The organism is Methylothermus subterraneus (assembly GCF_054656915.1).
This window is the reverse complement of record NZ_BAAHXK010000006.1, coordinates 104,685-122,227: the sequence shown is the minus strand read 5'-3', so window position 1 is coordinate 122,227 and position 17,543 is coordinate 104,685. Positions and strand designations below refer to the sequence as shown.

The window sequence follows — 17,543 nt, the reverse complement described above, 5'->3', positions numbered from 1 at the left end:
AATATAGACCCATCAACCCAACCAGTCGCGCATCCTGGCCCGAAGGCGCAGCATCGCTTGACCGTGAATCTGACAGACGCGCGATTCCCCCACCCCGAGCACCTCGCCGATCTCTTTGAGGTTCATCTCGTCTTCGTAGTAGAGGGAAATCACCAAGCGCTCGCGTTCCGGTAAGCTGGCGATGGCGTCGGCCAGCGCTTCCTTGAAGCGCTCCTGCGCCAACAGTTCCACGCCTTCACAGGTCTTGCCGGATTCCTCCAGCCAGCCATCGCCTTGCTCGGCAAGCTCTTCGATGCTGAGCAGGCGGCATCCGACCGTATCCTGCAAGGCGCGGTGATACTCCTCCAGGCTCATCCCCAGTTCTTCCGCCACCTCGGTATCGCGCGCATCGCGGCCGGTGCGGCGCTCGATGCGATACATCGCCTCGGAAATCTCGCGCGCTTTGCGGTGCACCGAGCGCGGGGTCCAATCGTGACGGCGCACCTCGTCTAGCATCGCTCCCCGGATCCTAATTCCCGCGTAGGTCTTGAAATCCGCCCCTTGGCTGGCATCGTACTGGCGCGCCGCCTCTAAGAGACCGACCATCCCCGCCTGGATCAAGTCATCGAGAAGCACGCTGGGCGGCAGCCGCCCTTTCAGATGATAGGCGATGCGCTGCACCAGCGGCGCGTACTGGGCGACCACCTGATCGAAATCTAAAGCCTTGACTGCGGCGTAAGCGGCTACCCCTTTCATACTTGGTGGCTTTCTGCGCTGTAATGGATCATTCGCTCGACGAAGAACTCCAACCGCCCCGACGGGGCGTCCGCAATGGGCCACTGCTCCACTTTGCGCGCCAATGCTTTTAACGCCAGCGCGGCCGGGCTTTGGGGAAAGGCGCTGACCACCGGCTGCTGAAGCTGCACCGCCTTGGTCACCGCCTCGTCCTTCGGCACCGAGCCAAAATAATTGAGGGTCACATCCAAGTAGCGGTCGGTCGCCCGGCACAGCTTCTCGTACAATTGCCGACCTTGAGCTTGGCTCTTGACCTGATTGCACAGAATCTGGAACCGGAACAGCCTATAGTCGCGGTGGAGCAGCTTGATGAAGGCGTAAGCGTCGGCCAAAGAGGCGGGTTCGTCGCACACCACCACCACGATCTCCTGACAGGCGCGGGCAAAATTGACCACGGTGCTGGAGATGCCGGCCGCGGTATCGACGATCAAGACCTCCAAAGGCAGAGTCAAGCCGCTGAAAGCGCGGATCAGGCCGGCCTGCTGGGCCGCGGTCAAATCCGCCATCTGCTGGATTCCTGAAGCCGCCGGCACGATTTTCAAGCCACCTGGCCCTTCCACCACGATTTCCTCCAGCGTGCAGGTCCCTTGGATGACGTGGGACAGGTTGTACCTCGGGTGCAGCCCCAACAGAATGTCGACGTTGGCCAATCCCAAATCCGCGTCGAGCAGGGCCGTGGCGCGCCCTTGCTGCGCCAGGGCCACCCCCAGATTGACGGCGATGTTGGTTTTTCCCACCCCGCCCTTGCCGCTGGCCACGGCAAACACCCGCACCGCTTGGGGCTGCCGCAAGCGCCGAATGCCGGCGGCTTGATCTAGATTAAGCGTGCGCATGGGCGATCCACTCTTCAAAGTCGAACTCCTCCTCGGCAAGCGCCGGCGGAGTCATTGCAAAGCAACGCTGCACCAGCGCTTGCGCCTGCGCCGCGTGCAGGTCTTCCGGCACCTGCTGGCCGTCGGTAAAGCACGCGACCGGCAGCCTCTGCTGAATCAGCGCCGAAAGCGCCGGCCCAAGGCTTCCGGCCTCATCGAGTTTGGTCAAAATCGCCGCTTTGGGGCGACAACCGGAGAACGCTCCGATCGCTTCGTTCAAGCTCGGCAGCTGGGCGCCGGCGGACAACACCAGATAGGTGCGAATCGGAGCTTCACCGTCGCGCAGCAGAGCGAGGTGTTCCGCGAGGCGCAGATCCCTAGGGCTCATCCCGGCCGTATCGATCAGAATCAGGCGTTTGTCCTGAAAGCCCTGTAAGACCGTGCGCAGTTCGTCCGCATTAGCGACCGCCCGGATCGGCACGCCGAGAATCCGGGCGTAAGTGCTGAGCTGTTCGTAGGCAGCGATCCGGTAATTGTCCGTGGTCAGCAAAGCCAGGTGGCGCGGGCCGTGTGCGAGGCGGAAGCGGGCGGCCAATTTGGCGATCGTGGTGGTCTTGCCGACGCCGGTGGGACCGACGAGGGCGATGATTCCACCGCGGTCCAAATCCAAGTCACTCACGCGCACCTGGGTAGTTAATACCGCTTGCACCTGACGCAAGGCGCCGGCGAGGTCTTCCTGAGCGTTGACTTGCCTGGCCAGCTCCAGGGCCACGGAGCGGGCAAATCCCAGCTCATTCAAAGCGCGCAGCAGATCGAGCCGGGCCGGGGCTTCGCGCTGGCTCTCGCGCGCCAAATGCCGATCCAACAGGCGCCGCATCTCCTGCAGCTCGCGCTGCAGCAAGGCAAGGCTCTCTGCCGATTGGCTTGGTTCAGGCGCCGGGCGCAGGGAAGCAGCCGCTTGCGTCCTAGGCTCTTTCGGCTCCTCCTTGACCGGCTTGGCCGTTCCGGTAAACTCGGCCACCGCGCTGTAACTGCGGGCGGAAAACGCTGGCCTAGGCATGGGCGCAGGCTTAGAGCTGGTCGCTGGAGTAGGCGCTCGGGGCGTTGGCTTGGCCGCGGCGACCGTTTCCAGATCGAAATCGCAGGTGGCGATGATTTCCACCCCTTGCTCGGTTTTGCGGTTAGACAGGATTACTGCATCCGCACCTAAAACTTCCTTTACCTGTTGCAGCGCCTGGCGAATATCCGGCGCCAGAAAGCGTTTGATTTTCATGATTTTTCCTCCGCTGCGACGCTGGGTCGTCCCCCATTTAAGCCCGCTGACCCACTACGCCGACGATTTTGATCTGCTGGTCCTCTGGCACTTCGTTATAGGCCAAGACGTGCAGGCCCGGGATGGTGTGGCGTACAAAGCGCGCCAGCCATCCGCGCAACGCCTGGGACACTAACAGCACCGCCGGCTTGCCGCTTTCTTCCAGCTTGCGGGTCTGCTGTTCCAAAAGCTGGTGAATGCGTTGCGCCAGCCCCGGTTCGATGCCAATTCCTTCTTGGTCGGCGTTCTGTAAGGCTTTTTGCAATAACTGTTCCAACTCTGGATCCAGGGTGATGACGGGCAACTCGCTTTCCAAGCCATTGATCTTCTCGACGATCGCGCGACCCAAGGCCGCGCGCACGGCGGCGGTGAGGACGTCGGGATCCTGACTTTTGCTGCCGTGCTCCGCCAAAGTTTCGGCGATGGTGATCATGTCCCGGATCGGGATTTTTTCTTTGAGCAGGCGCTGCAGCACCTTCACCAATAAGGTGAGCGGGATGATCTGGGGCACCAAGAGTTCGGCCAGTTTAGGCGCGACCTTGGCCAAACTGCTCAACCATTGCTGCGCCTCCTCATGACCGAATAAAAGATGGGCGTGGTCTTGCAGGACTTGGCTCAAGTGCGTGGCGATCACCGTCTCCGGATCCACCACGGTGTACCCGAGCGCCTGAGCTTGATCCCGGCTCCCCCGTTCAATCCATACCGCATCCAGACCGAAGGCCGGGTCCTTGGCCTCGATCCCGGGAATAGCCTCGAACACTTGGCCGGGATTGATGGCCATCTCGCGATCCGGGTAGATCGTCGCTTCCCCCACCGTCGCGCCCAGAATTTGCAAGCGGTAGGCGTTGGGAGGCAGGTCGAGGTTGTCGCGAATGTGCACCGGCGGGATCAGAAAACCCAACTCTTGCGACAGTTTTCGGCGCACCCCTTTGATCCGGCTCATGAGTTCCCCGCCCTGTTGCCTGTCCACCAGCGCGATCAGACGGTACCCGACCTGCAGGCCGATGCGGTCGAGCGGCACCACATCGTCCCAGCTCAACTCGCGCACTTCAGGCGCTTTGGACGCCTCCGGCGCAAGCTCCGCGGCAGGCGGTTGGCGCCGACGCCGCGCCAACAGCCAAGCTCCGCCTCCCAACACGGCGGCCAGAGCCAGAAACGGCATGCTCGGCATCCCTGGGATCAGCCCCAGCAAGCCGATGACCGAAGCCGCTACGGCCAAAGCCCGCGGATGCTCGAGAAACTGGGCGCTAAACTGCTGCCCCACGTCCGCTTCTGCGCCCTCCACCTGAGTCACCAAAATGGCCGAAGCGACCGACAGCAGAAGCGAAGGGATTTGCGCCACCAGCCCGTCGCCGATGGTGAGCAAAACGTAACGTTCGGCCGCCTCGTGAAAGTTCATCCCGTGCTGACCCATGCCGACCGCAAGCCCGCCGAGGATGTTGATGAATAGGATCAAGATCCCGGCGATCGCGTCCCCGCGCACGAATTTGCTCGCCCCGTCCATGGCGCCGTAAAAGTCGGCCTCTCTTGCGACCTCGGCGCGCCGCGCGCGGGCCTCGTCCTGGGAAATCAGGCCGGCGTTGAGGTCGGCGTCGATCGCCATCTGCTTGCCGGGCATAGCGTCCAGAGTGAACCTTGCGCTCACCTCCGACACCCTGCCGGCGCCTTTGGTGATCACGACGAAGTTGATGATCACTAGGATCAGAAACACCACCAGGCCCACGGCGAAATTCCCGCCGATCACAAACGCGCCGAACGCCTCGATCACCTTGCCGGCCGCATCCGGGCTGGTGTGGCCCTCAAGCAGCACCACGCGGGTCGAGGCCACGTTCAGGCTCAGCCGCAGCAAAGTCGCCACCAGCAGCACGGTCGGGAACACGGCAAAATCGAGCGGCCTTACGGTATAGATCACGATCAACAGGATGATGAGCGAAAAGGCGATGTTGAAGGTAAAGAACAGATCGAGCGCAAACGCCGGCAGCGGCAAAACCAAGAGCGAGAGCAACAGCAGCACCAACAGCGGTGCTCCCAAACCCAACTGGCCAAGCGGCTTGATTCGGGCGAAAATTGCGGTCGCGTTCATGCCTTACCCCTCAAGTATTTAACGGCGCAGGTATTCTTCCGGCACCACCAGATTTTCCGGCGGCCGTAAGTTTTTGCCGGGCGCCGCTTTGAGCTGGTACACGTAAGCCAACACCTGAGCTACGGCCAGATACAAACCCTGCGGGATCTCTTGTCCCAACTCGGTGCTGTAGTACAAGGCCCGCGCCAAGGGCGGTGCGGCCACCAAGGGGACGCCGGCGGCGATCGCCCGGCTGCGGATCTGGGCCGCGATCAACTCGACTCCTTTGGCCACAACTTTAGGCGCGCCACCGCGGGAGGGATCGTATTTGAGGGCCACGGCGAAATGGGTGGGGTTGGTGACCACGACGTCGGCCTTTGGCACTTCTTCCATCATCCGCCGCAGCGCGCGCTCGCGCTGCAGTTGGCGGATCTTGGCTTTGACTTCGGGCCGGCCTTCCGACTCTTTCATCTCCTCTTTGACCTCCTGCAAGCTCATCCGCAGCTTGCGCCGGTGCGCCCAGAGCTGGTACGGCGCATCGATCCCGGCGAGCACCGCGAGCGAAGCGCAAAGCCACAAGCTCGCCTGCCACAGCAGCGCAACCCCTTTAGCCAGCGCCGGTTTCAGGTCTGCGCGCACCAACCTCTCCAGATCGGCCCAGGAGGCTTGGAGCACGCTCCAGGCAAGCAGAGCAATCAAGGCGACTTTAAGCAGCGATTTGATCAGTTCCACCGCGCTGTGCAGCGCGAACATGCGCCTCAGTCCCTGCAGAGGGTCGATCCTGCCGAAGGTAGGCTTTAAGCTTTCTGCGCTGAACACCCAGCCGCCCAGCATCAGCGGCGCGGCCAAGGCGGCGAGGAGCAACACCAAAAGCCACGGCGCCAACAGGCTCAAACTGGCGAATAAAGCCTGGGCGCTGTGCTCGAGCAGCGCCTGGGAATCGAAAACCTCCTCCCGCCGGAGACGGAAATTGGCCGCCATGATTTGCGCCAAACCCTCGCCCAGCGAGGGAGCCAACGCTCCGCAGCCGGCCAACCCGACCGTGACCACCACGAAGGTATTCAGCTCGCGCGAGCGGGGAATCTGTCCTTGGCGGCGCGCGTCCTCCAGGCGCTTTGGGGTAGGTTCTTCGGTGCGTTCCTGATCGCTCTCTTCCGCCATGGTCTACACCTTGAGCCAGCTTCGGATCTGTTCGTAAGTGGCCGGAAGGTCCTCGAAAAACCGCTCCAGCACTAAGGGCAGAGTCAGCCCGATCAGCCCAAGTCCCAACCCCAAAGTGATCGGGAAACCTACGGAGAAAATATTGAGCTGGGGTGCGGCCCGGGTGGCGATCCCCAAGGCGAGGTTGACAAAAAGCAGGGTGACGACGATGGGCAAAGACAACAGCAACCCGCCGGCGAACACGCTTCCCCCCCAGCGAACGACGGTCCAAACTTCCCCGCGATCCAGGCCGGCAAGCGTGATCGGCAGGGTGGAAAAACTCCGGGCGAGGAGTTCGATGAGGAGCAAATGGCCGTCCGCTCCCAGAAACCACAAACTTGCAAGCAGCAGATACAGCTGCGCCACGACCGGCACCTGCACGCCCAACTGGGGATCGATGAGCGCGGCAAACCCCAACCCCATCTGATAGGCAATCGTTTGCCCGGCGAACACCAGCGCCGCGAAGGCCAATTGCACGAGCAGGCCGATGGCGGCCCCGATCAGGATCTCTCGCCCCACTATCCAACCCGCTTCCAAGCTAAGCAGTTCCACGGCCGGGAGCGGAGGGAGAGCCGGCCTCACCGCCGCGGTCGTGACCACCGTTAAAATCACCCGTACCCGAACCGGCACCGCGTGGTTGCTCCATAAGGGAAAGCTCAAGTAAAACCCCGCCACCCGACCCAGGGGCCACAAGAAATAGGCGACTGCGTCTAAAAGCTCCGCCTCGGTCCAAGGCATGTCAACCGATCAACGTTGGGATGTTCTCAAACAAGGCCTGGGTGTAGTCGGTAAGCAGGCGCAGCATCCAGTGCCCGGCCACCGCCAGCACCAAAGCCACGCCGACCAGCTTAGGCACAAAGCTCAAAGTCATCTCGTTGATTTGGGTGGCGGCTTGAAACACGGCGACCAACAACCCGATCGCCAGCACCGCAAGCAAGATCGGCGCGGCCAGCTTCAAGGCCAGCCAAAGGGCATCGTGAGCGAGCGTGACAACGGCATCGGCGTCCACGGTTTTTCTCCTTCAGAGCGTATAGAAACTCGCCGCCAGCGTCTCCACGACCAACGCCCAGCCGTCCACGAGCACAAACAGCATCAGCTTGAACGGCAGCGAGACGATGACCGGCGAGAGCATCATCATCCCCATCGCCATGAGTACGCTGGCCACCACCAGATCGATGACCAGAAACGGCAAAAATAGCAGGAAACCGATCTGAAACGCGGTCTTTAGCTCCGAGGTCATAAAAGCCGGCACCAGCAAAGAAAGAGGCGCCTGATCCATAGACTCGAGCTGCTCCCGCCCCGCCAGGCGCACAAACAGGGCCAAATCAGCCTCGCGGGTCTGGCGCAACATAAACTGGCGCAGCGGCGCCAGCGCCCGCTTAAGCGCCTCCCCCGCTTCGATCTTTTCCTCCAGGTACGGGGCCACCCCGTCCTGGTACGCCTTATCGAACACCGGCGCCATGACAAAGCCGGTCAACAGCAGAGCAAGCCCAAGCAGAATCTGATTGCTCGGCGTCTGGCCGGTGCCTAAAGCTTGGCGCAAGATGGCCAGGACCACTAAGATGCGGGTAAAGGCGGTCATCGATAAAAGCAGCGCCGGCAGCACCGTCAGCGCGGTCATCAAGGCCAATACCTGCAGGCTGACGGTATAGGTCTGGCCGCCGCCGGTGGTGGCTATCCGCACCACCTCGAGTTCCGGCGCGGCGGCGGCAAGCTCTGGCAGCAAGCCGATCCCAAGGCAATATCCCCACCTGCTCACCGTTCTTCTCCTCGCTGCGTCAGCATGTGTTTAAGCTGCTGGCCAAAGCTTCCCGCCGCCCGCTCCAGGCGCGCCTCCCCCTCCAAGACGTGCAAGGTCTGAACCCGCCCGGGAGCGACCCCCAAAACCAACTGGGTCTGTCCGACTTCGACCACCAGCAGCCGTTCGCGGCCACCCAAGGAAAGCCCCCCCAACACGCGCAGCTGTCCGCCGGCGGGAGCGTGCCAGCGACTTAGGCGTTGTAGCAACCACAAGCTGAGCACGATCAGGACCAGCACCACCGCCAAACCTCCTAACCACTGGCCGGCCAAGGGGGGATCCAAGCCGGCAGGGGCGGCCTGCGCGGCAGCGGGCAGGGCGGCTGTGAGCAGCATCCGGCCCCTCATCGCAACCGCCGCACCCGCTCGGCGGGACTGATGATGTCGGTCAAACGAATGCCGAATTTGTCGTTGACCACCACCACCTCGCCGCGAGCGATCAGGGTGCCGTTGACCATGACGTCCATCGGCTCGCCCGCGAGGCGGTCCAGTTCCACCACCGAACCTTGGTTGAGCTGGAGCAAGTTGCGTATGCTGATCCGGGTGCGGCCGATTTCCATGGACAAGGTGACAGGCACGTCTAGGATGACGTCTAAGTTGACGTCCTCCGGCGGCGGAGATTTCGGCGTCTCATGCTCGAAACGCGCGTAAGTCGCCGGAGAAATCTCTTCTTCGGATTTTTCCGCCTGCTCTGCTAAAGCGGCCTCCCAATCGTCGGCCGGAATTTCTTCGTCCAGCTGAGAATTTAAGTTTTCTTCCTCACTCATCGTCTGCTCCTTTGCTTGGCGCGTGTTCGAGAAGCAGCGGCGGAGGCTTTAGATCCGGCCCGCGCGCCACTTTCTGTTCGATCTTGACCGCGTAGTTGCCGTTGGCGATCCCGACCCGTCCTTGGAACAAAGGGACCTCCTCGGCGTACAGCGTCACCTGCTCGGGAAGCTCCACGGGGAGGATGTCTCCCGGTTTAAGCTTGAGGACCTGGGCCAAGGTCAATTCCTTTTCCAACAAGAGCGCGTAAACCTCGATCTGGCTCTGCATGACTTCGTAGTGCAGGGCCTTGCGCCAACGCTCATCAACGTCGCCGCGGTCGCTTTGAATGCTGTCTAACAGGTCGCGGATCGGTTCGATCATGGCGTAAGGCAAGGCGATATGCAGGTCCCCGCCGCCCCCCTCCAGCTCGATGTGGACGGTGGAGTTGATCACAATGTCCGAGGGGCTGACGATATTGGCAAACTGCGGATTGACCTCGGAATGGATGTATTCCGGCTCGATCTCCAGCACCGGTCTCCACGCCTCGCGCAAGTCTTTGAACGCCAGGTCCAACAGGATCCGGATCACGCGCATTTCCATAGGGGTAAACTCGCGACCTTCGACTTTGTTGTAAAACCGCCCACTCCCCCCGAAATAGTTGTCCACCGCGGTAAACACCAGCGTCGGGTCCATCACGATTAAAGCCCGGCCGCGCAGCGGCTTGAAGCGGATCAGATTGAGGTTGGTCGGAACGTATTGGCTATGGATGAACTCCGAGAACTTGAGCACCTGGGTGCCGGCGATGGAAACTTCCGCGGTGCGCCGCAGGAGATTGAACAGGCTAATGCGAAAATAGCGCGAGAAGCGCTCGTTGATCATATCCAGGGTCGGCATTCGCCCCCGGACGATGCGATCTTGGCTGGAAAAATCGTAAGCCCGGACGTCCCCATCCGAGAACGGTTGATCGGTGCCAGTCTCGATCTTACCCTCATCGACGCCGTGGAGCAGGGCGTCGATTTCTTCTTGCGAGAGCAAATCGTCGAGCGCCATGGCTTATTGCATCACGAATTGGGTGAAAAACACCGCTTCAACCCGGCTGCCTTGCGCTTGCGCCTCGAGCGCTTTTTGGATTTCCTGAGCGATCGCCTGGCGCAAAGCTTCCTTGCCGTCTAGGGACGCAAGCTCCTCGGGTCGGTAACGGCCGAAAAGCAATAGCAGGTTATTGCGGAGCATGGGGGCGTGTTTGCCAAGCGCGGCCGCCGTTTCTTCGGCGTAAGTCAAGACGCTGAAACCGATTTGCAGCAAGCGTGCCGACTCCCCCGGGGGAAAGTTGACGATGAAGGGATCAAACTCATAAAAATGCGCCGTTTTAACGGGGGTAACGGCGGCCGCTTCACTCGCTACCTGAGGCTTGCCGAAATGCACGATGCCGGCAAAATACAATCCCACCCCGGCTCCGATGAGCAGCACCAAGGCAGCAGCGAGAATAAAGGTCCACTTCTTGGCGGATTGCTTTTCCTTTCCGAGATCCAGGTCTTCTTTCGCGGCCATGTCGAATACCTCCTAAATTCTTTTTTTTGCAATAACCGGGCCAATTAATAAAAGCTTTGTATATCAATTGCTTAACTAAATTCTTTAGAATTTGACGCCAACAATCCGGCGCCTTGCAAAAAAACCGGAGGCCAAAAATAAAAAGCCCCTCCGTCAAGGAGGGGCAAGGGAAAAGCCTTTGCGGAAAGGAAACTAAGAGGTCAGGCCCAACTTATCCAATAAGATTTTGGCTTCTTGCTTTTGGTTTTCGCTGCCGTGAGAGACGACTTCTTCCAGAATCTCTTTGGCCGCCTCGACATCTTCCATCTCCACGTAAGCCCGAGCGAGATCGAGTTTAGTATCCAGCTCATCCTGGTCGCTCAGGTCAAAGCTTTCGCTGGCCGCTGGCTGTTTTGGCAAGTTGTCCTCGGTTAAAGCGATCTCTTCCTCAACCAGAGAGCCGGTCAGATCTTCTAAAACCAAAGAGAAAGCCGTGCTCGAATCGTCTTCCTCAAGTTTTTTATCCTGCGAAGACGCTTTTGAGGTTTTTAGATCCAAACCGTCAAGATCAAACTCCAGGACGCGGTCGCCTTCCAAGGAAGTAGATTCTGTCTTAAGCTCCCACGCGCTTTCCGATACGGCCGCTTCGTTGCTCTTGAACAAAGGCGACTCCGGGCAAAGCTCCCGCCCCATATCGACGACTTTCTCCCAAAAATCAGGTTCTTGGTCGGCGCCCTGATCTTTGAGCTCTTGGGCGTAGCCGGCAAACCCAGTCGCATCTTCCTTAGCGTAAAAGATCTCAAGCAACTTCAGGCGCAGCTCAGGACGCTCAGGCTCCCGCAGCAAGGCCTGCCGGATCAATTCCTCCGCCTGCTGGTAACGGCCGTAAGCTAGATAAACGTCGGCCTCCGCAAGCGGATCCACCGCCGCGCTCTCCCCCTCTAAGACATCGAAGTCGCTGGGGGTAAACTCGCTCAAAAAAGAGCTTTCGACCGTTTCCGTCCCGTTCATCCCGGCCGAAGCCGACGCGGCCGCAACCTCACTCTCGCTTTCCTGCCCGGCGTGCTGGTCCATCTCCGCGAGCAAACTATCCGCCTGAACTTGAGCCGCTTGGCGCCGCTGCCAGATCATCCAGCCAGCGATCCCAAGCAGCAGCAAACTCCCTCCTCCGAGACTTAAATACCATGGGCTAAGCCATTCGCTGGGCGGGGAGGGTTCTTCTGCCGGTTTTTCGACCGGTTCGGGCGCAACTTCCGGTTTGGGCTCAGCCAGCGGCACGGTGTTGCTTGGTGCCGTTTGTAGCGGCGTCTCAGGAGGCAGCGAAACGGCGCTCTCTGGCGTGGCCTGGATGGGGGCGGCCTCGCTTGGCGCCGCAGAGGCCGCGCCGCTGGAGTTTTCCGCTTGACTTGAAGCCTTAGCAAGCTCGGCGAGCGCCGCCACTTGCGCCTCCAAAGCTTCGATCCGGCTTTTAAGGTCGGCGTTTTCCTGCCTTAGCGCTTCGAGGGCGGCTTGCGTTTCCAAAGCCGGGGCTGCCTCCGAGGATTCCACCTGGCTAGGCGCTTCTTTAGGTGCCTCAAGCTTGAGCTGGGGCTCCGGGGTTTGCTCTGCCCTCGACTCGGGCGCAGAAGCACGCTTTGCCAGCCAGGTTTGATATTGACGCTGAAACTCCCTTCGGGCCTGCTCGGGGGAAAGCCCGGCCAGGGCTTCTTGGCTGGGGATTTTCAAGATCGCCCCGGCTTTTAGGGCATTGACGTTGGGCTCAGCAAAAGCTTCGGGATTGGTCTGGAGCAAGGCGATGGCCATCTGCTCGGTGGTGATGGCAGAGGGCTTGAGGCGGTCGGCGATCGCCCACAGCGACTCGCCGCGGCGCACCGGTCCGTATTCGGCCGCCTGGCCTATGGCGGCTTCTGCAGGACGGACCGATTTAGGCGCAGGCTCGCCTGCTTCGGCGAGAAAGACAGGCGGGTCGAGCAACACGGTGAACTCGCGCAGCATCCGCCCTTCTGGCCAATCCACTTCCAGCAGAAAGTCCAAAAATGGCTCGCGCATCACCTCGTTCGAGGTGACCCGGATGACGAACGAACCGTCGGCTTTTCGAATCGGCTTAAAGCGCAAATCCGCAAGGTAATAAGGTCGGGGCAGGCCCGCTTTGGCGAAGGCCTCGGCTGAAGCTAGACCGACTCGAATCTGAGAGACGTCCTCGCCGGAAGCGAGAATCGGAATCTCGGCGAGAAGCCTTTGATTGAGCGCCGAGTGCAATCGGATCTCGCCTAAACCTAAGGCGTTCACGCCCGCTGGCGTGATCGCGCCCACCACCGCCAGGGTTTTCGCGAACTTGCGCACTTTGGGTCTCCTTTGAACTCATCTTGCCTTCCTTGACAAGCATAGTTCAAATATATTTTTTGACCAGGAGCTCGGCGATTTGGATGCTGTTTAAGGCGGCTCCTTTGCGCACGTTGTCGGCCACGATCCACAGGTTCAGGCCGCGCGGATGGGAGAGGTCCTCGCGAATCCTGCCCACGTAAACCGCGTCTCGGCCCGCAGCCTCGGTCACTGGAGTAGGATAACCGCCGGGCGCGCGCTCATCGAGCACCACCACGCCCGGGGCGCGCTCAAGCAGGCGGCGCGCCTCCTCCGCGCGGATCTTTTCTCGGGTCTCAAGGTGCACCGCCTCGCTGTGACCGTAGAACACCGGCACCCGCACCGCGGTGGGATTAACCTGAATGGTTTGGTCCCCCAAGATCTTGCGCGTCTCCCACACCATTTTCATCTCCTCCTTGGTGTAGCCGTTGTCCAAAAACACATCGATGTGGGGCAACACGTTGAACGCGATCTGCTTAGGGTAGACTTTGGGCGCAATGGGTTTGCCGTTGAGAAGCTGGGCAGTCTGCATGGCCAGTTCCTCGATCGCCTCCTTGCCGGAACCAGACACCGATTGATAGGTGCAAACGTTGATCCGCTCGATCCCGACGGCATCGTAGATGGGTTTTAACGCCACCACCATCTGGATCGTGGAGCAATTGGGGTTGGCGATGATTTTGCGGTTTTCGTAGGCGGCCAAATCTTCCGGGTTGACCTCAGGCACCACCAAAGGGATAGCGTCGTCGTAGCGGAACTGGGAAGTGTTGTCGATGACGATGCAGCCGGCTGCCGCCGCCTTCGGGGCGTATTCGGCAGAAACCGCCGCGCCGGCGGAAAACAGCCCGATCTGGACCTTGCTGAAGTCGAACTTGGCCAGGTTCTGGACCTTCAGGGTGCGATCGCCAAACCGCACCCGTTCGCCCTCAGAACGCTCGCTCGCCAAAGCGTATACTTCCCCGACCGGAAAATTGCGCTCGGCGAGGATCTCCAGCATCGCCTCGCCGACCGCCCCGGTGGCGCCTACCACCGCGACGTTATAAGTCTTGGTCATTTCCTCCTCCTTCAAGCGGCTTGAGCGCGCAACTGCGCCACTACCCTGTCCCCCATTTCCGAAGTGCTGACCTTGCGTGTGCCAGGCGAGTAAATGTCGGCGGTGCGTACCCCGGCGTTTAAAGCGCCGTCCACCGCCCGCTCTATCCTTACCGCCGTCGCCTCATCGTTCAAGGTATAGCGGAAGAGCATCGCTAAAGACAAGATGGTCGCCAAAGGGTTGGCCAAGTTTTGGCCTGCGATGTCGGGGGCGCTGCCGTGGATCGGCTCGTACATCCCCTTGCCGGATTCGTTCAAGGACGCCGACGGCAACATACCGATCGAGCCGGTGAGCATGGCGGCGCAATCCGACAGGATATCTCCGAACAAGTTCGTAGTCAGGATTACGTCGAACTGCTTTGGCGCGCGCACCAGCTGCATGGCGGCGTTGTCCACATACAAGTGGGTCAGCGCGACCTCCGGATAGTCTCTACCCACTTCGCTCACCACCTGGCGCCACAATTCAGTGCTCTCGAGCACGTTGGCTTTGTCCACCGAGCACAGCTTACCCTTGCGTTGGCCGGCCAGCTTGAACGCGACGTGGGCGATGCGGCGGATCTCCGCCTCGTGATAGATCATGGTGTTGATCCCGACCCGTTCGCCGTTTTCTAAGGTGCGGATGCCGCGCGGCTTGCCGAAATACACATCCCCCGTCAGTTCGCGCACGATGATCAGGTCCAGGCCCTCGATCACCTCCGGCTTCAAGGTCGAGGCTTGGATCAATTGGGGGTGCAGTACCGCCGGGCGCAGGTTGGCAAACAGGTTGAGTTCGGCGCGCAAACCCAACAGCGCCCGCTCGGGACGCAAGGCATAATCCAAAGACTCCCACTTCGGCCCGCCTACCGCACCCAACAGCACAGCGTCGGCGGCTTTGGCCAAGGCCAAAGTCTCTTGCGGCAAAGGATGTCCAGTCGCATCGTAAGCCGCTCCACCGACTAACGCTTCCTCGATCTCCACCGCCACGCCAAACTCTTGGCGCAAGCAATCTAGAACCTTTAACGCCTCGCCGACGATCTCCGGGCCGATGCCATCGCCGGGCAAGACGGCAATTTTTTTAGTCGTTGGCATAAATCCCCTGGCGATCAAAGTTTAGGCGCCCGCATAAAGCCAAGGCGCCAAGTTTTTCCTACGTTCCTCAAAGGCGCAGATTTCCTCCGCGTGCTGCAAAGTCAAAGCGATATCGTCCAAGCCCTCCAAGAGGCGCCGTTTGCGGGCCGGGTCAATGGCAAAATGCAGCACGCTGCCGTCGGGTTTGGTGACGGTCTGTGCCTCCAGGTCCACGCGCAAAACGTAGCCTGGACCGACCTCTTGGAACAGCCGATCGACTTCCGCCGCCTCCAACACGATGGGCAACAGGCCGTTCTTAAAGCAATTGTTGTAGAAAATGTCGGCAAAGCTCGGCGCGATGATCACCCGGATGCCGTAGTCGTAAAGCGCCCAAGCGGCGTGCTCGCGCGACGAGCCGCAGCCGAAGTTCTCTCGCGTTAAAAGGATTTGGCCGCCTTGGTATTCCGGCCGGTTGAGGACAAACTCCGGGTTTTTCGGCCGCTTGGCGCAGTCCATGTCCGGCTCGCCCCGGTCCAAATAACGCCACTCATCGAACAAGAACGGTCCAAACCCGGTGCGGCGAATGGATTTTAGAAACTGCTTAGGGATGATAGCGTCCGTATCCACGTTGGCCCGATCCAAGGGGATAACTTGGGAAGTCAGGCGTTTGAAAGCTTGCATCTTAGAAATTCCTCACGTCGACAAAATGCCCGGCAATCGCGGCAGCGGCGGCCATTGCCGGGCTGACCAAATGGGTACGCCCGCCAAAGCCTTGGCGGCCTTCGAAATTGCGATTGGAAGTGGAAGCGCAGCGCTCGCCCGGCTCGAGCCGATCGGCGTTCATCGCCAAGCACATGGAACAACCCGGCTCGCGCCACTCAAACCCAGCGGCGCGGAAGATTTTATCCAAGCCTTCGGCCTCGGCTTGAGCCTTGACTCGACCAGAGCCCGGCACCACCATCGCCAGACGGACCGATTCGGCTACCTTGCGTCCTTTGATCACCGCCGCGGCAGCGCGCAGGTCTTCGATCCTAGAGTTGGTGCACGAACCGATAAAGACCTTATCCACATAAATCTCTTGGATCGGCGTGCCCGGCCTCAGATCCATGTATCTAAGCGCCTGCTCCATCCCTTTTCGGCGCACGGGATCGGGTTCTTGCGCCGGGTCCGGCACTACCCCGGTGACCGGAACCACCATCTCCGGCGAAGTTCCCCAGGTGACTTGGGGCTCGATTCCCCGCGCGTCAATCGTCACCGTTTTATCGAACTGGGCGTCTTCGTCGCTGCGCAGCGTGCGCCAGAACGCCACCGCCTGCTCCCAAAGCGCCCCTGAAGGCGCCAGCGGCCGACCGGCAAGGTACTCGATCGTCGCATCGTCCACAGCCACCAGCCCGGCGCGCGCCCCAGCTTCGATGGCCATGTTGCACACCGTCATCCGCCCCTCGATCGACAGCGCCGCGATTGCTTCACCCGCAAACTCGATCGTGTATCCGGTACCGCCGGCGGTGCCGATCTTGCCGATCATCGCAAGCACGAGGTCCTTAGCAGTCACCCCTGGCCCCAGCCGGCCGTCGACCTGAATCCGCATGTTTTTAGCTTTTTTCAGCCACAGGCACTGGGTCGCGAGCACGTGCTCGACCTCAGACGTGCCGATTCCAAACGCCAGAGCTCCCAAGGCGCCGTGCGTGGAAGTGTGCGAATCGCCGCAGACCAAGGTGGTCCCCGGTAAGGTAAACCCTTGTTCCGGCCCCACCACGTGCACGATGCCTTGGCGCGAATCGGCCATGGAGAACACGGGGATGCCAAATTCGGCGCAGTTTTTCTCCAAAGTCTCGACCTGCAAGCGGGAAATCGGATCGGCAATGCCGCGCGCCCGATCTTTGGTCGGCACATTGTGGTCGGCCACCGCCAGATTGGCCTTGGGCCGCCACGGCTTGCGCCCGGCCAAGCGCAAACCTTCAAAGGCCTGAGGTGAAGTGACCTCGTGGATCAATTGGCGGTCGATGTACAGAAGCGAGGTGCCGTCCTCGGCCGTCAAGACGACGTGGTCTTCCCAGATGCGGTCGTAAAGCGTCTTTGCCATGCGTTTGCCTAGTTGGTAAAGCGGTTCTTATTTGATCTTTCCCGGAAAAGAGAAGTTGCACGCTTTCAAGCCTTGCCTGCCAAGATTTGCCTAATCTCAGCCTGAACCGCCTCCACGCGGCCAACCCCTGAAAGGGTAGCAAAGCGGACTTTGCCCTGCTGCGCGCGCCGGCGGTAGAAATCGATGAGCGGGGCAGTCTGCTGTCGATACACTTCAAGCCGCTTGCGCACCGTCTCCTCGCGGTCGTCGTCGCGCTGAATCAAAGGTTCGCCGGTGATATCGTCCTTGCAATCCTCTTTTGGCGGATGGTACAGCAGATGATACACTCGCCCAGAACCCGGATGCACGCGGCGACCGCTTAGGCGTTTGACGACCTCCTCGTCCGGTACGTCGATTTCGATCACGTAATCTAAATCTATCCCCAGGGCTTCCAGCCCTTCCGCCTGGGCGAGCGTGCGCGGGAACCCGTCGAGCAAAAACCCCTTGGCGCAGTCCGGCTGAGCGATGCGTTCCTCGATCAAGGCCAAAACGACGGCGTCCGGCACCAATTCTCCTGCGTCCATGATCGCCTTCACCCGCCTGCCCAATTCCGTACCCGCCTGCACCGCCGCGCGCAGCATATCCCCAGTGGAAATGTGGGCGATCCCGTAACGCTCGCAGATCAGTTTCGCCTGCGTCCCTTTGCCCGAACCCGGCGCTCCCAACAATACCATTCTCATCGTAACTCCT

Annotated in this window: 18 protein-coding genes; all 18 read right to left on the bottom strand. The window is 60.7% G+C overall.

Going from position 1 to position 17,543, the window contains the following annotated elements; all coding sequences use genetic code 11:
* Positions 1–12 precede the first annotated feature (12 nt).
* The gene (locus ACYQ3M_RS07200; protein ID WP_460035386.1) at positions 13–735 is read right to left on the bottom strand and encodes an RNA polymerase sigma factor FliA; all 723 of its coding nucleotides are present in this window, start codon (positions 733–735) and stop codon (positions 13–15) included.
* Positions 732–1,607: a MinD/ParA family protein gene (locus ACYQ3M_RS07195; protein ID WP_460035385.1), complete on the bottom strand. Its 876-nt coding sequence runs from the start codon at positions 1,605–1,607 to the stop codon at positions 732–734. The genes ACYQ3M_RS07200 and ACYQ3M_RS07195 overlap by 4 nt, the downstream gene beginning before the upstream one ends.
* Positions 1,594–2,859 (bottom strand): flagellar biosynthesis GTPase FlhF, encoded by a 1,266-nt coding sequence (gene flhF / locus ACYQ3M_RS07190; RefSeq protein ID WP_460035384.1) that lies wholly within the window; start codon positions 2,857–2,859, stop codon positions 1,594–1,596. Before flhF ends, ACYQ3M_RS07195 begins: the two co-directional genes overlap by 14 nt.
* Before the next feature lie 37 nt (positions 2,860–2,896).
* Entirely contained in the window at positions 2,897–4,981 is a 2,085-nt protein-coding gene (gene flhA, locus ACYQ3M_RS07185) for a flagellar biosynthesis protein FlhA (protein WP_460035383.1), read from the bottom strand.
* Positions 4,982–4,999: 18 nt separating this feature from the next.
* Entirely contained in the window at positions 5,000–6,121 is a 1,122-nt protein-coding gene (gene flhB, locus ACYQ3M_RS07180) for a flagellar biosynthesis protein FlhB (RefSeq protein WP_460035382.1), read from the bottom strand.
* A 3-nt stretch (positions 6,122–6,124) separates the two neighbouring features.
* Positions 6,125–6,898, bottom strand: coding sequence for a flagellar biosynthetic protein FliR (gene fliR / locus ACYQ3M_RS07175; RefSeq protein WP_460035381.1), 774 nt, complete (start codon positions 6,896–6,898; stop codon positions 6,125–6,127).
* A 1-nt stretch (position 6,899) separates the two neighbouring features.
* On the bottom strand, positions 6,900–7,169 hold the full coding sequence (gene fliQ / locus ACYQ3M_RS07170) for a flagellar biosynthesis protein FliQ (protein ID WP_460035380.1): 270 nt from the start codon (positions 7,167–7,169) through the stop codon (positions 6,900–6,902).
* A 12-nt stretch (positions 7,170–7,181) separates the two neighbouring features.
* The gene (fliP, locus tag ACYQ3M_RS07165) at positions 7,182–7,919 is read right to left on the bottom strand and encodes a flagellar type III secretion system pore protein FliP (RefSeq protein ID WP_460035379.1); all 738 of its coding nucleotides are present in this window, start codon (positions 7,917–7,919) and stop codon (positions 7,182–7,184) included.
* Complete coding sequence (fliO, locus tag ACYQ3M_RS07160) at positions 7,916–8,293, bottom strand: flagellar biosynthetic protein FliO (RefSeq protein ID WP_460035378.1); 378 nt, start codon at positions 8,291–8,293, stop codon at positions 7,916–7,918. Before fliO ends, fliP begins: the two co-directional genes overlap by 4 nt.
* An 8-nt stretch (positions 8,294–8,301) precedes the next feature.
* The gene (fliN, locus tag ACYQ3M_RS07155; RefSeq protein ID WP_460035377.1) at positions 8,302–8,724 is read right to left on the bottom strand and encodes a flagellar motor switch protein FliN; all 423 of its coding nucleotides are present in this window, start codon (positions 8,722–8,724) and stop codon (positions 8,302–8,304) included.
* Entirely contained in the window at positions 8,717–9,754 is a 1,038-nt protein-coding gene (fliM, locus tag ACYQ3M_RS07150; RefSeq protein ID WP_460035376.1) for a flagellar motor switch protein FliM, read from the bottom strand. Before fliM ends, fliN begins: the two co-directional genes overlap by 8 nt.
* Before the next feature lie 3 nt (positions 9,755–9,757).
* Positions 9,758–10,255: a flagellar basal body-associated FliL family protein gene (locus ACYQ3M_RS07145; RefSeq protein ID WP_460035375.1), complete on the bottom strand. Its 498-nt coding sequence runs from the start codon at positions 10,253–10,255 to the stop codon at positions 9,758–9,760.
* 192 nt (positions 10,256–10,447) lie between these two features.
* Positions 10,448–12,577 carry a motility hub landmark protein FimV gene (locus ACYQ3M_RS07140; RefSeq protein ID WP_460035374.1) on the bottom strand — a complete coding sequence of 710 codons (2,130 nt, stop codon included), beginning with the start codon at positions 12,575–12,577 and terminating at the stop codon, positions 10,448–10,450.
* Between the two features lie 46 nt (positions 12,578–12,623).
* Positions 12,624–13,646 (bottom strand): aspartate-semialdehyde dehydrogenase, encoded by a 1,023-nt coding sequence (locus ACYQ3M_RS07135; RefSeq protein ID WP_460035373.1) that lies wholly within the window; start codon positions 13,644–13,646, stop codon positions 12,624–12,626.
* A gap of 11 nt (positions 13,647–13,657) precedes the next feature.
* Complete coding sequence (gene leuB, locus ACYQ3M_RS07130) at positions 13,658–14,752, bottom strand: 3-isopropylmalate dehydrogenase (protein ID WP_460035372.1); 1,095 nt, start codon at positions 14,750–14,752, stop codon at positions 13,658–13,660.
* 21 nt (positions 14,753–14,773) lie between these two features.
* Positions 14,774–15,412, bottom strand: coding sequence for a 3-isopropylmalate dehydratase small subunit (leuD, locus tag ACYQ3M_RS07125; RefSeq protein ID WP_460035371.1), 639 nt, complete (start codon positions 15,410–15,412; stop codon positions 14,774–14,776).
* A gap of 1 nt (position 15,413) precedes the next feature.
* On the bottom strand, positions 15,414–16,814 hold the full coding sequence (gene leuC / locus ACYQ3M_RS07120) for a 3-isopropylmalate dehydratase large subunit (protein ID WP_460035370.1): 1,401 nt from the start codon (positions 16,812–16,814) through the stop codon (positions 15,414–15,416).
* 65 nt (positions 16,815–16,879) lie between these two features.
* A complete protein-coding gene (adk, locus tag ACYQ3M_RS07115; protein WP_460035369.1) occupies positions 16,880–17,533 on the bottom strand; it encodes an adenylate kinase in 654 nt (217 codons plus the stop codon).
* Positions 17,534–17,543 lie beyond the last annotated feature (10 nt).

Bases quoted from the DNA above. Each gene is read 5' to 3' on its own strand.
- ACYQ3M_RS07200 (WP_460035386.1), bottom strand. From the start codon at position 735: ATGAAAGGGGTAGCCGCTTACGCCGCAGTCAAGGCTTTAGATTTCGAT.
- ACYQ3M_RS07195 (WP_460035385.1), bottom strand. From the start codon at position 1,607: ATGCGCACGCTTAATCTAGATCAAGCCGCCGGCATTCGGCGCTTGCGG.
- flhF (WP_460035384.1), bottom strand. From the start codon at position 2,859: ATGAAAATCAAACGCTTTCTGGCGCCGGATATTCGCCAGGCGCTGCAA.
- flhA (WP_460035383.1), bottom strand. From the start codon at position 4,981: ATGAACGCGACCGCAATTTTCGCCCGAATCAAGCCGCTTGGCCAGTTG.
- flhB (WP_460035382.1), bottom strand. From the start codon at position 6,121: ATGGCGGAAGAGAGCGATCAGGAACGCACCGAAGAACCTACCCCAAAG.
- fliR (WP_460035381.1), bottom strand. From the start codon at position 6,898: ATGCCTTGGACCGAGGCGGAGCTTTTAGACGCAGTCGCCTATTTCTTG.
- fliO (WP_460035378.1), bottom strand. From the start codon at position 8,293: ATGCTGCTCACAGCCGCCCTGCCCGCTGCCGCGCAGGCCGCCCCTGCC.
- fliN (WP_460035377.1), bottom strand. From the start codon at position 8,724: ATGAGTGAGGAAGAAAACTTAAATTCTCAGCTGGACGAAGAAATTCCG.
- fliM (WP_460035376.1), bottom strand. From the start codon at position 9,754: ATGGCGCTCGACGATTTGCTCTCGCAAGAAGAAATCGACGCCCTGCTC.
- ACYQ3M_RS07145 (WP_460035375.1), bottom strand. From the start codon at position 10,255: ATGGCCGCGAAAGAAGACCTGGATCTCGGAAAGGAAAAGCAATCCGCC.
- ACYQ3M_RS07135 (WP_460035373.1), bottom strand. From the start codon at position 13,646: ATGACCAAGACTTATAACGTCGCGGTGGTAGGCGCCACCGGGGCGGTC.
- leuB (WP_460035372.1), bottom strand. From the start codon at position 14,752: ATGCCAACGACTAAAAAAATTGCCGTCTTGCCCGGCGATGGCATCGGC.
- leuD (WP_460035371.1), bottom strand. From the start codon at position 15,412: ATGCAAGCTTTCAAACGCCTGACTTCCCAAGTTATCCCCTTGGATCGG.
- leuC (WP_460035370.1), bottom strand. From the start codon at position 16,814: ATGGCAAAGACGCTTTACGACCGCATCTGGGAAGACCACGTCGTCTTG.
- adk (WP_460035369.1), bottom strand. From the start codon at position 17,533: ATGAGAATGGTATTGTTGGGAGCGCCGGGTTCGGGCAAAGGGACGCAG.